The 12,664-nt window shown below is 40.2% G+C and carries 12 protein-coding genes; 4 read left to right on the top strand and 8 right to left on the bottom strand.

Annotation, left to right across the window (positions count from 1 at the left end):
* The first annotated feature begins 25 nt into the window (after positions 1–25).
* Positions 26–499: a ribonuclease HI gene (rnhA, locus tag A6E06_RS17245; protein ID WP_105055290.1), complete on the top strand. Its 474-nt coding sequence runs from the start codon at positions 26–28 to the stop codon at positions 497–499.
* 15 nt (positions 500–514) lie between these two features.
* Here the strand turns inward: rnhA and A6E06_RS17240 are convergent, their stop codons facing one another.
* The gene (locus tag A6E06_RS17240; RefSeq protein ID WP_176703446.1) at positions 515–1,255 is read right to left on the bottom strand and encodes a methyltransferase domain-containing protein; all 741 of its coding nucleotides are present in this window, start codon (positions 1,253–1,255) and stop codon (positions 515–517) included.
* Positions 1,256–1,299: 44 nt separating this feature from the next.
* Between A6E06_RS17240 and gloB the strand changes: the two genes are divergently transcribed.
* From gloB to A6E06_RS17225, 3 genes are all read left to right on the top strand, one after another.
* Positions 1,300–2,058: a hydroxyacylglutathione hydrolase gene (gene gloB, locus A6E06_RS17235; RefSeq protein WP_065593886.1), complete on the top strand. Its 759-nt coding sequence runs from the start codon at positions 1,300–1,302 to the stop codon at positions 2,056–2,058.
* A 112-nt stretch (positions 2,059–2,170) separates the two neighbouring features.
* Positions 2,171–3,718, top strand: a complete 1,548-nt coding sequence (locus A6E06_RS17230; protein WP_065593887.1) for a LysM peptidoglycan-binding domain-containing protein — start codon at positions 2,171–2,173, stop codon at positions 3,716–3,718.
* Entirely contained in the window at positions 3,715–4,407 is a 693-nt protein-coding gene (locus tag A6E06_RS17225) for a YIP1 family protein (protein ID WP_065593888.1), read from the top strand. Before A6E06_RS17230 ends, A6E06_RS17225 begins: the two co-directional genes overlap by 4 nt.
* Here the strand turns inward: A6E06_RS17225 and A6E06_RS17220 are convergent.
* From A6E06_RS17220 to rnhB, 7 genes are all read right to left on the bottom strand, one after another.
* Positions 4,388–5,254 carry an endonuclease/exonuclease/phosphatase family protein gene (locus A6E06_RS17220; RefSeq protein ID WP_065593889.1) on the bottom strand — a complete coding sequence of 289 codons (867 nt, stop codon included), beginning with the start codon at positions 5,252–5,254 and terminating at the stop codon, positions 4,388–4,390. The two genes, A6E06_RS17225 and A6E06_RS17220, sit on opposite strands and share 20 nt — an antisense overlap.
* Before the next feature lie 89 nt (positions 5,255–5,343).
* A complete protein-coding gene (gene glnB, locus A6E06_RS17215) occupies positions 5,344–5,682 on the bottom strand; it encodes a nitrogen regulatory protein P-II (RefSeq protein ID WP_065593890.1) in 339 nt (112 codons plus the stop codon).
* Between the two features lie 92 nt (positions 5,683–5,774).
* Complete coding sequence (locus A6E06_RS17210) at positions 5,775–6,086, bottom strand: cytochrome c (RefSeq protein ID WP_065593891.1); 312 nt, start codon at positions 6,084–6,086, stop codon at positions 5,775–5,777.
* 58 nt (positions 6,087–6,144) lie between these two features.
* Entirely contained in the window at positions 6,145–7,476 is a 1,332-nt protein-coding gene (tilS, locus tag A6E06_RS17205) for a tRNA lysidine(34) synthetase TilS (protein WP_065593892.1), read from the bottom strand.
* Positions 7,477–7,549: 73 nt separating this feature from the next.
* Positions 7,550–8,509, bottom strand: a complete 960-nt coding sequence (accA, locus tag A6E06_RS17200) for an acetyl-CoA carboxylase carboxyl transferase subunit alpha (protein WP_065593893.1) — start codon at positions 8,507–8,509, stop codon at positions 7,550–7,552.
* Positions 8,510–8,560: 51 nt separating this feature from the next.
* Positions 8,561–12,040, bottom strand: a complete 3,480-nt coding sequence (dnaE, locus tag A6E06_RS17195; RefSeq protein WP_065593894.1) for a DNA polymerase III subunit alpha — start codon at positions 12,038–12,040, stop codon at positions 8,561–8,563.
* Positions 12,040–12,663, bottom strand: coding sequence for a ribonuclease HII (rnhB, locus tag A6E06_RS17190; RefSeq protein ID WP_065593895.1), 624 nt, complete (start codon positions 12,661–12,663; stop codon positions 12,040–12,042). The genes dnaE and rnhB overlap by 1 nt, the downstream gene beginning before the upstream one ends.
* Position 12,664 lies beyond the last annotated feature (1 nt).

Raw genomic sequence — 12,664 nt, 5'->3', positions numbered from 1 at the left:
GTCAGACTATTTCTAAATTCTTCTAATGATAACAGAGATAATGAAGCAGGTTGAAATTTTCACAGATGGTTCTTGTTTAGGAAACCCTGGTCCTGGTGGTTACGGTATTGTAATGCGCTATAAAGGCACAGAAAAAACCTTTTCAGAAGGGTTTAATCAAACCACCAATAATCGCATGGAAATGCTTGCAGCAGTGGTAGCACTGCGTAACTTAAAAGAACCATGCTCTGTGGTGCTAACGACAGACAGCCAATATGTTCGCCAAGGAATTACTCAATGGATCCATGGCTGGAAAAAACGAGGCTGGAAAAAAGCAGATAAAAAGCCCGTAGTAAATGCCGATCTTTGGAAACAACTTGACGCAGAGGCTGAACGACACACTGTTGATTGGCGCTGGGTAAAAGGCCACGCTGGTCATCGTGAAAATGAAATGTGTGATGAATTAGCAAGAACGGCAGCTGAAAACCCGACTCAAGATGATACGGGTTATCCCGGCTAGTTTTATGAAAAAGTGTTATTTTGACTCAGTTTTACCTTGATGGGTCTGTGCCACTGAAATAGGAGCCAATTTCGGCTTCTTTTTCCATGCCGACTTTATAGGCCTTAATGGGTAAGTCCTTTTTCTTGCCACTATAAAATAAATCCCACTAATCGGCTTTACTGACTCTCCACCCAAATTTTCAAACCATGTCCATACTGTTCTATAACGAGTTAAAGGCGCTAGTGCAAAGCAATCACTATAGACCACCTCAAAATTTAATACGCCAAGCCAATCTTTAATTCTGTGCGGCGTAAACATTCGACCACTCCACGGTAGATTGTTTTTCCTCCACGGAAATAAACTCGCTAAGCCTATTGCGCTCATTGGATTAAACCCCGTCAAGATAACATAGCCATCATTAATTAGAACTCTATCGACTTCTCTTAATAGCTGGTGTGGATCGGATGAATAGTCGAGCTGATGCGCAAGTATACAAGCATCGATACTTTTTTCTAAAAAAGGCAATTTCGGCAATTCAGACGTAATATTTCTTAACGAACTTTTGTTATCTAAGTTAACTTGGTGTTTAATGTTACAAAAGCGACTATCTAGTTCAGCACTGAGTCCACCAATTTTAAGCATATGGTAACCAAAAAGTTTAGGGCACCATTCATCCAGACGTGATTGAATCAGCTCTCCTATCCACTCTCCGTGAGGGATATCAGACCATGAATGCGGTTTTACAATTTTTTTATCAAGCAGTGCTGGCTTAATCAATATCGTTACCTATTTACGCTACAAAATTTGGAGAAAGGTTAATGCTATCAATAAAAAGCATACCTGCATTTAATGATAATTACATTTGGTTAATTCACAACAATGACAATCATTGTGTTGTTGTTGATCCCGGTGATGCGACACCCGTTTTAGAGTGCATTAAAGCGCATAATTTTATTTTAGATGCGATTTTAATAACTCACCACCACAATGACCATATTGGGGGGGTACCTGAACTTGTGCGACAGTTCCCTAATGTTAATGTGGTTGGCCCAGAAAATGAACCCATTCCAACATTAACTCACCCAGTAAATGATGGCGATTTTGTTGAATTATTCGATGAACAATTTATGGTTCTTGGTGTTGAAGGTCATACTAGAGGCCATATTGCTTATGTGGGAGACGAAAAACTTTTCTGCGGTGATGCATTATTTTCTGCAGGTTGCGGCCGGTTATTTGAAGGCACAGCCGAGCAAATGTTCAACTCACTACAAAAAATTGCCGCCCTACCTGATGAAACTGAAGTGTATTGTGCCCATGAATATACCGCATCAAATCTAGCTTTTGCTTTAGCTGTCGAACCCGACAACGACTATTTACAACAATATAGAGAAAAAGTATTGCGTCTTAGAGCTAATGGTAAATCAACCATCCCATCCACATTACAGCGTGAAAAATTAATTAACCCATTTCTACGAACAAATGAAGCCAATGTGAAAAAATCCGTCGCAAATAAAGTAGTCAATAGTACCGAGCTTGAGACCTTTACCGCATTAAGACGATGGAAAGATGAGTTTTAAATAGGAAACTTGTTTGATCTGTGGTTGCAACGTATTATCCCTTACCAAATAAAAAATATGAATGCCAATATCATTATGCGATATTGGCATAGCAAACTGAAGGCAATACACAATGAAACTGAAATTCCATTGGATTGGATTAGCGCTATTAGCAGGCTGCCAAACCGCACCTCCTCCAGAGCAAGCTCAGACAGAAACAACAGTAACGACTCCTTCAAAAACAGACACCACGCCTTCTAAAATAGAACCTGTTGAGCAGCCACCACTGACTCCACAAGAACAAGAAGACGTTTGGCAACGTATTGCAATGCAATTAGAAATGCCAATTCCAGATCATAAATCAGTCGATTATTATCGCAACTGGTATATCAAGCATCCGAGTCACTTGCGCACAGTCGCCAAACGAGCACAGCCTTTTCTATATATGATTACCGTTGAAATAGAAAAACGCGGTTTACCAATGGAATTAGTGCTTCTCCCTGTTGTAGAAAGTGCGTTTGACCCATTTGCTTATTCGCATGGCAGTGCAGCTGGCCTCTGGCAATTCGTTCCAGGTACTGCTGATCGCTTTAAATTAGAACGAAATTGGTGGTATGACGGTCGTCGTGATGTCCCAGCCGCAACAAACGCAGCTTTAGATTATATGGAATATTTTGATAGCCGCTTCGATGGTGACTGGCAAAATTCAATTGCATCTTACAACAGCGGCGCTGGTCGAGTATCAAGAGCCATGACTAAGAATAGAAAGCTAGGTAAGCCAACCGATTTCTTTTCATTAGATTTACCAGAAGAAACCAGTGGTTACGTTCCTAAATTACTTGCTCTTGCTGATATCATAAAAAATCATGAAAAATACGGTGTAGAACTTCCACCGATCCCTAATAAACCGGTTCTTGAAATGGTAGACCCTAAACAACAACTCGATCTTGCTATTGCGGCTGAGTTTGCGGGGATTTCAATCACTGAACTACAAGGCTATAACCCAGCCTATAATCAATGGGCAACGTCTCCAGATGGCCCTTACCACCTATTACTCCCTATAGAAAACGTAGCGCAATTTAATGCTAATCTAAAGAAAAATGGTGATAAAACCATGAAGGTCGTACGCTACAAAGTACAACCTGGTGACACCATTAGCCAATTAGCAGTAAAACACAACACGACAACTAAGATCATCGAGCAAACGAATGATATTAATGGTTCGAGCATTCGTGTTGGGCAGTATTTATTAATCCCAACGGCTTCTCAAGGTAATAAAACGTATGCGTTAAGTGCTCCACAACGTTTAAAAAAGACTCAAGCTAAAGCTAAAGGGAAATACAAGCTAGCTCATAAAGTTAAAGACGGCGAAAGCCTATGGAGCATTGCCCGTGACAACTCGATTTCATACCGAGATCTAGCAAAATGGAATGGCATGGCTCCAAAAGATTCTTTACGCGTTGGTCAAAACTTGGTGATTTGGAAGAACAGTTCTGATGGCGCAATCATCCGAACTGTACATTATCAAATCAGACAAGGGGACAACCTAAGTTCTATCGCACAGAAATTCAGTGTCTCTGTGACAGATATTATGAAATGGAATAACATCGAACGTGGCTCTTATATTAAGCCAGGACAAAAATTAAAACTTTACGTTGATGTTACTAAGGTAAACGTATGACACCTTCTTCAAATCCATTAATTTTATTGGTCGATATTTTTCGCTCTCCAGCCGATTGCTTTGCTGCATTATATGAACATGGCAAATGGGCTTGGCTGCCTTATGTTTTATTGATCTTCGCACCATTCATATTTTGGGGAACCTATTTTGACCTCGTCAATTTTGAATGGGTTACCACTAACTTAATCGCACAAATAGAAAGTGTTGGCGGACAAGTTCAAGGTGAATGGCTAACTAAAGAAATTTTATTAGCCGGTGAAGTAATTAATGATGTGATGGGCCGAACAGCAACTATTTTGTTATTAGCATTATGGTTTAAGCTTGCAACCAAGCAGAGCCAATACCAGCACGGTTACTTCAAATGGGTTGCTGGTAGCACTGTCATAATGTTTCCTGCATTAATAGGGGATATTGCAAGTTATGCTAGCCTGCTACTTAATCACGCTAACATCATGCCTTACGCTGCCGATTTAAACAGCTTAAATGGTTTAATCAAACTGCCAATGACTGATCATTGGTCAGCTTATGCGAGTTCTTTCCCACTGCTTATGCCTTGGTATATCGTTTTAAGTTATGCCGCATTAGGTGCGTGGACAGATTTAGATCGCTCGAAAGCTCTCATCATTGCAATCCTTCCTTGGGTTGCTTGCTTTGCACTCTGGGGCTTTATTACTGCGTTTTCAGGGTAAAGCTAACTTGCAATGGATTATGATCAGAAGCGTTACTCTTAATTGAGTGCGCTTCTTTTGTTTCTAAGCCACGATAAAAAATATGGTCTAATGGTAAACCTGTAATAAAACGCATACGATCATCTGGCGTAAACACGACTTCTTTTAAATCTAACTGCTTCACTTCTTGTTGTAATGTCGTAAGCCTATCTTCACTCCATGAATTAAAATCACCCGCGATAATCACAGGACCGTCATGTGACTTAACTTCTGTTGATAACGCTTCAATTTGATTTTTATAATCCTCAGTTCCTAACGTAAAATTAATAGCATGAATATTAACGACTATTAACGTTTCTCCATTTGATAAAGGATATTCAGAAAGAAGCGCTGATTTAGGTAAACGTAACCACGGTTCAATCGCAGTATGAGCGCACACTTTTTCTGCAGATGCTTTTGCTAACGTTAAGACCCCAGCACTCGTATCAAATACATCAAAAGCTCGCACTAGCTCAGCAGAATACGATTTATCCACTACAAATTGTTTTAATTCAGGCGTTAAACTGGCTTCTTGCAATAAAACCAAATCAGAAGAGGCTGTTAGTGTATTTAATGCTGCCTCCCAATCGTCTTTTTGTTGCTTATAAATATTCCAAACTAAGACATTCAGTTGACCATTACGATCGATTGGATCTGACGTTTTAAATTGGCTACAACCAGATTGGTAGGTCAATGAATCATTAGATGCCACTTTAGAAAGCTCAATAAATTCAGGCCCCACAGGAACGGTAAATACCATTGATTTAGCGGCAAGAACTAACCCAACGAATAAAGCTGAACCAGATAAAAATAGCGTTTTCTTTTTCATAAACAAAAAAAGGAGTGAATCATCACTCCTTCCTTAAATAAGTAATATAATGCTAACTAGATTAGCAGATACTCATGTTTATGTGGGCATTAAATTGCGTCTTCATCTTCTTCACCGGTACGAATACGAATGACTCGAGTAACATCAGAGATAAATATTTTACCATCACCAATTTTACCCGTTTGAGCCGTTTCAATAATGGCATCAACACACTGATCTACAACATCGTCAGTAACTACAATTTCAAGTTTTACTTTCGGTAAAAAATCGACCATGTATTCTGCACCGCGGTACAGTTCTGTGTGCCCTTTTTGACGACCAAACCCTTTGACTTCTGATACTGTCATGCCAGTGATACCAACATCAGCAAGGCTTTCACGCACATCATCAAGCTTGAATGGTTTAATGATCGCTTCAATCTTTTTCATATTAGTCCTTTAACATTCGTATTAATTATTATTCTATTATCCTTGAGCTAAAGCGAACATACAACCTAGGAATCGCATTACTTAATTTATGGTTATTTCATTGTTGAATAATAAGCTGCTAAATTAGCTATGTCGGTATCATTTAACATCGAAGCCATCGGCTGCATTACTGCTGCATTACCCCCATTACGTTCTTTGTTTTTATACGCTTTTAATGACGATTCGATATATTGAGCATTCTGCCCTTTCAAATTAGGATATCCCGGAATAACCGCAATGCCATCAGCGCCATGACAAGAGGCACAAATAAGTGATTTAGCCTTCCCTGCAGCCGCATCACCCGCTGCCAATGTCGGTGCTGAGACCATTAATGCGATAACTGCTAACCCAATTATTTTTTTCATTCCATTGCTCCATTTATATTTTTTATCATTTTGACAAGTTCGTACTGAAAGTCTATTTCTAGTCTGATTTCTTCCAGATCAGCTCACACTCTTCACCTGAAAATGCTTTACATACAAATAACCCAGCAACTGCTGCAAGCTCTCCATTATAAAAAATCAGAGGTAGTCGCGATCTCTGCCAACTTGGGATCCCATATTCTTGATACAGTTTTTTCATTTTACGGCTGTGTTCGCGGGTTTCAGGATGAGGGGATAACCCTTGTACATTAAAGTGCACTTCAACTATTTCATTCTCTAAAGGAGCTCTTAGCAACAAGGTAGACTCACCTACACTTTGATGACTATTCCTATTGTTATCTCCCAACGTAAGCATTCCTAGGTTATCAGGCAGATTTACGGTGTAATTCAACGCCCCCTTCCAAGAAGACAGATCTTGATATACAGGCAAACAATATAAGCGATCTTGAAAGCGTCTTAATTGTATTAAACCTAACATCAACGAAGGGTTCGCATCCGCTTTTGCTTTTGCAACCTCCGTCCATAATATTTTTAGCTGAGCCTGACTTGGTAAAGGCATTGAGAACTGCTTTAACCACAAGCGTAATAACATATTTCGAGCTAATTCTGATTCGCTATCTAATTGTGAAATGGCTATTCCACTATAACTGTCTTGAAATTCAATTAATTTTGGCTGCAGTAATTCGGTCAACAAAATCTCTTGCTCTGCACATAATTGAGCACTACGAGAAACAGAAGAAGCAAAACTTGGCCAACGATCAGTTAGATGAGGAACGATATCGTGACGTAAAAAATTTCGATCAAACCGAGTGTCTTTATTACTTTCATCTTCGACCCATTTTAATCTGTTCTCTTTAGCATACAACTCAATATTAGCTCGAGACATGGCTAATAATGGACGACATTTATAACCTTTTGGCAAGAGCGCTACCGCCGGCATTGAAGACAATCCCGTAGGACCACTTCCTCTTTTTAATGCAAGAAAAAAAGTTTCAACCTGATCATCTTGATGCTGACCGGTTAACAATAAACTATTCATTTGCATATGCTTTTCTAATGCGTGATAACGAGCCTTTCTTGCGACTTCTTCTAAGCTATCTTGAGCACTAACAGTAAGCTGTACTCGCTCAATATAGAGCTCAACTGATAAAGAATTACAATGAACTTGGCACACTTCTTCCCAATCAAATGCATGCTGACTTAATCCGTGATTCACATGAACAGCAATGCATTCAAAACCTCTTTCTTTTGCGTAGATAGAAGCAAGGCGAAGTAGAACCATAGAATCAATACCACCACTTAAGGCGACAATAAGATGTGGCTTAGATACAGGATAAGAATCTAATTGAGATGAGAATTGAGAATAAAGCATAAACAATATATCCAGATAATAAAAAAGCGAGCACTCTGGCTCGCTTTCACTTTACTCTATCTAACACAAATTATCAGCAGTAACCGTAATTCATTAAACGTTGGTAACGACGATCAAGCAGTGCTTCTTCATCAAAACCTTCAAGTTCATTCAATTGTTCAATCAAACGAGCCTTAATGTTTTCAGCCGTAACTTTATGATTACGATGTGCGCCACCTAGTGGCTCATCAATAATCGTATCAATCAGCTCTAGTTCTTTTAAGCGAGGAGCAACAAGACCCATCGCTTCAGCCGCTTGCGGTGCTTTATCTGAATCACGCCATAGGATTGATGCACAACCTTCTGGGGAAATTACTGAATAAGTAGAATACTGAAGCATGTTGACATAGTCACCTACGCCGATAGCCAATGCACCACCAGAACCACCTTCACCAACAACATTACAAATCACAGGAACGCTTAGCTCTGACATGATTTTTAGGTTCGTTGCTATCGCTTCAGATTGACCACGCTCTTCCGCACCAACACCTGGGTAAGCACCTGCTGTATCAATGAAAGTAATGATTGGCATTTTAAAACGCTCAGCCATTTGCATTAAACGTTTTGCTTTACGGTAACCTTCAGGCTTTGGCATCCCAAAGTTACGTAATACTTTTTCTTTTGTACCACGCCCTTTTTGATGACCAATAATCATCACAGGACGACCATCTAAACGTGCCATACCGCCCACTAACGCTTTATCATCAGCAAAAGCTCGATCGCCCGCTAATTCATCAAACTCAGTAAACATATGTTCGATGTAGTCTAGTACATATGGACGCTCAGGATGACGAGCAAGTTGTGCTACTTCCCACGCACCTAAGTTACTAAATGTTTTCTTTTTAAGCTCTAAACATTTATCTTCTAATTGCTTAATTTCTTTTTCTAGATCGAGCGTATTATCTCCACCACGGCGAGAAATATCACGCAGCGCTTCAATTTTAGCTTCTAGTTCTGCAATTGGTTTTTCAAATTCAAGAAAATTTAGGCTCATTAAAGAATCCTTATTAGTTCAAGGCCGCTCAAATTAGCAGCCTTACTTATTCTAGTTAAACTCAAGCTCGACTTGCTGTTCGCCAAGCAACGATTTCAAATCATCCATTAGTTGGTCTGTTGGCGTCACTCGCCACTCTGTCCCTAAGACCAACTTAACACGAGCATTCGCTCGCTGATAATAGACATTTACCGGAACAGTCCCTGCCCGATTCGGCTCTAGTATTTGACTAAAGCGCTCAAAAAATTGATTGTTTATTTGTGCTTCCGTAATAGACACTGATAATCCACGAGCGTATTTTTCTCGTGCATCTCCCAATGACATCACTTCACGGGCAGACATTTTAAGCCCCCCATTGAAATCATCAAAGCTGACCTGTCCAGAAACCAGCACTATTTTGTCAGTTTCTAGTAAATCTGCATATCGATCAAGCGCATCTGAGAATAACATGACCTCCATTCGGCCCGATCTGTCATCCAATGTCATTAAACCGATACGGCTGCCTCGTTTTGTGGTCATTACTCTAGCAGCAATAACTAAACCTGCAACTGTTACGGTTTGATCACGTCTAGTTACGTGAGCATCATTCAAGCGCCACGTCGTATATCGAGATAACTCTTTAATATACGCATTAACGGGGTGACCGGTTAAATAAAGACCTAATGTCTCCCTCTCTCCTTCAAGCCATACTTTCTCTGGCCATCTTGGAACGTGTGTGTACGCTTGCTCTACTTCTTCTGGGGCTTGAGTTAATACCCCAAACATATCTGACTGACCAAATGATTCCGCTTGATGATGCTGCCCTGCCGCTTTCATTGCATCATCTAATGATGCCATCAGAGCGGCACGGTGTGGGCCTAATCTATCTAATGCGCCAGAGCGGATCAGTTTTTCCACAACACGCTTATTGGTTTTTTTTGTGTCAATTCGAGAGCAAAAATCAAATAAATCACGGAAATGCCCGCCTTTATTACGAGCCTCGATGATATTTTCAATAGGCGCCTCACCAACCCCTTTGATCGCACCAATACCATAAACGATAGCGCCATCTTCATCGACATTGAAACGATATAAACCAGCATTAACATCTGGTGGAAGCACTTTTAGCTTCATACGGAAACATTCATCAACAAGACCGATGATCTTATCAGTGTTATCCATATCTGCGGTCATTACCGCCGCCATAAATTCGGCAGGGTAATGCGTTTTCAACCATAACGTTTGGTAAGACACTAAAGCATAAGCGGCTGAGTGAGATTTGTTAAAACCATACCCTGCAAACTTTTCTACCAAGTCGAAGATTTTCATCGACAACTCGCCATCTACCCCATTAGCAATGGCACCATCTTTAAAAGTACCACGTTGTTTTGCCATTTCTTCGGGTTTTTTCTTACCCATTGCACGACGAAGCATATCGGCGCCACCCAGCGTATAACCGGCTAAGATCTGTGCAATTTGCATTACTTGTTCTTGATATAAAATAATGCCGTACGTTGGCTCTAGCGTTTCCTTTAATGACTCATGCTGCCAATTCACATCAGGATAAGACACGTCTTCACGACCATGTTTACGGTCAATGAAGTTATCCACCATCCCTGACTGCAGAGGGCCTGGGCGGAAAAGTGCAACCAATGCGATAATGTCTTCAAAACTATCTGGTTGTAATCGCTTGATCAAATCCTTCATTCCACGCGATTCTAATTGGAAGACCGCCGTAGTTTCTGAATTTTGTAACAGTTTAAACGCAGCAGGATCATTCAAAGGAATGGATTCTATTCGTATCGCTTTTTTGCCTTGCTTTTCTAATTTAGGATTAATTAAGCCTAGAGCCCAATCAATAATAGTTAAGGTTCTTAAACCCAAGAAATCAAACTTAACTAGACCTGCCGTTTCAACGTCATTTTTGTCAAATTGAGTTACAGGGAAGTTGCCATCCGCATCACAATATAAAGGAGAGAAATCAGTAATTGTCGTTGGTGAAATAACAACACCACCCGCATGCTTACCTGCATTTCGGGTACAGCCTTCCAAAATACGGCACATGTCGATCAAGGCTTTAACTTCTTCATCACCATTATACAGTTCAGGAAGTTGAGGCTCTGCATCAAATGCTTTTGCTAATGTCATTCCAGGATCTGGCGGGATTAGTTTTGAAAGACGATCAACAAAACCATAAGGATGACCAAGAACACGGCCTACATCTCGAATTACTGCTTTTGCTGCCATTGTACCAAAGGTGATGATTTGAGATACGGCATCACGACCATACATTTCAGCAACGTGGTCTATTACTTGATCACGCTTATCCATACAGAAATCAATATCGAAATCGGGCATCGATACACGTTCAGGATTCAAGAATCGTTCAAATAACAAGTCATATTCGAGAGGATCAAGATCGGTAATATCTAATGCATAAGCTACAAGTGAGCCCGCACCTGACCCTCGACCAGGCCCAACAGGAATTAAGTTATCTTTTGACCATTGGATAAATTCCATTACGATCAAGAAATAACCGGGGAACCCCATTTGGTTAATAACGTCGAGTTCGATTTGTAAACGTTCATCGTATTCAGGTCGACGCTCTAGGCGTATATTTTCATCTGGAAATAAAAAGGCTAAACGTCTTTCTAATCCTTCTTGAGATTTCTTTACAAGGAAATCTTCAATTTTCATCCCTTCCGTTGGGAAGTTGGGAAGAAAGTATTCACCCAAGCGAACAGTTACATTACAACGTTTAGCTATCTCTACACTATTTTCTAACGCTTCTGGAATGTCAGCAAAAAGTTCGCACATCTCTTCTTCTGAGCGTAAATACTGCTGTTCACTATAAAGCCTTGGTCGACGAGGATCGACGAGAGTAAAGCCGTCATGAATCGCTACACGAATCTCATGCGCATCAAAATCGTCTGCTTTAATAAAGCGAACATCATTGGTTGCAACAACGGGCAACCCTTCTTTTTCAGCGAGCTCTACAGCAAAGTGAAGGTAGCTTTCTTCGTCAGTACGACCAGTTCGAGTTAACTCAAGATAATAGTGGTCTGGAAAGTAGGTTTGATAAAACTCAACGCATTCATCAGCAAGTTCTTTATTGCCTTTCAGCAGCGCTTTACCTACATCACCATTCTTACCACCAGAAAGAAGAATTAAACCTTCTTTATGCTCTATCAACCACTCTTTATCCATGACAGGAGTATGTTGAACGTGACCGCGTAGGTATGCTTTTGATATTAATAGTGTTAGGTTTTTATACCCTTCATTATTTTTTGCTAAGACCGTTAGGTTAAACAGCTCATTACCAAATTCTTTTGACTGAACCGTAAAATCTGCACCAATAATCGGTTTAACACCTGCGCCATGGGCTGCAAAATAATACTTAACCAAACCACATAAGTTAGTGAAATCAGTTAAACCCATGGCTGGCATGTTCATCTCAGCAACTTTCTTAACTAATGGTGGGACTTTAGAAAGGCCATCAACAAGCGAAAAATCACTATGAACTCTAAGGTGTACAAATTTAGGGTCAGACATTACTCTATTCCTAACACACGTTTCACGGGTTTAAAGCTACGGCGATGCTCAGATATCACACCATGCTCTTCAATGGCAGCAAAATGTGCCTTGGTTGGGTAACCTTTATGCTTCGCAAAACCAAATTGAGGAAATTCTTTATCTAGAACTTCCATTTCTCTATCCCGAGTTACTTTTGCAATAATAGATGCAGCACTGATCTCTTGAACTCGTAAATCACCTTTAACAACCGCCAAACTATCCATTGGTAAATCAGGAACTTTATTGCCATCAATTAAGGCAAAATCTGGTGTAATCGGCAACCCTGCAATGGCTCTTTGCATTGCAACCATCGTAGCTTGTAAGATATTCAATTCATCAATTTCATGTGCTTCACAGCGGCCTAGTGACCATGCTAATGCTTTTTCTTGGATTTCTGGAAACAATAAATCACGTTTTTTATCCGTCAGTTTTTTAGAATCCGTTAATCCTTCGATTGGATTATTAGGGTCTAAAATAACGGCAGCCGTCACAACAGCACCAACTAATGGTCCACGTCCAACTTCATCAACCCCTGCAAAAAGCTGATAACCTTGAGGGTATTCAAATGGTGGTAATTCTTTTGAGTCTGTTTTTTTTGTCATA

The organism is Aliivibrio sp. 1S175, assembly GCF_001690985.1.
In the GTDB taxonomy this organism is placed as follows: Bacteria; Pseudomonadota; Gammaproteobacteria; order Enterobacterales; family Vibrionaceae; genus Aliivibrio.
Note: the sequence above shows the minus strand (reverse complement) of the source record. Positions and strands in the feature narration are given on the sequence as shown.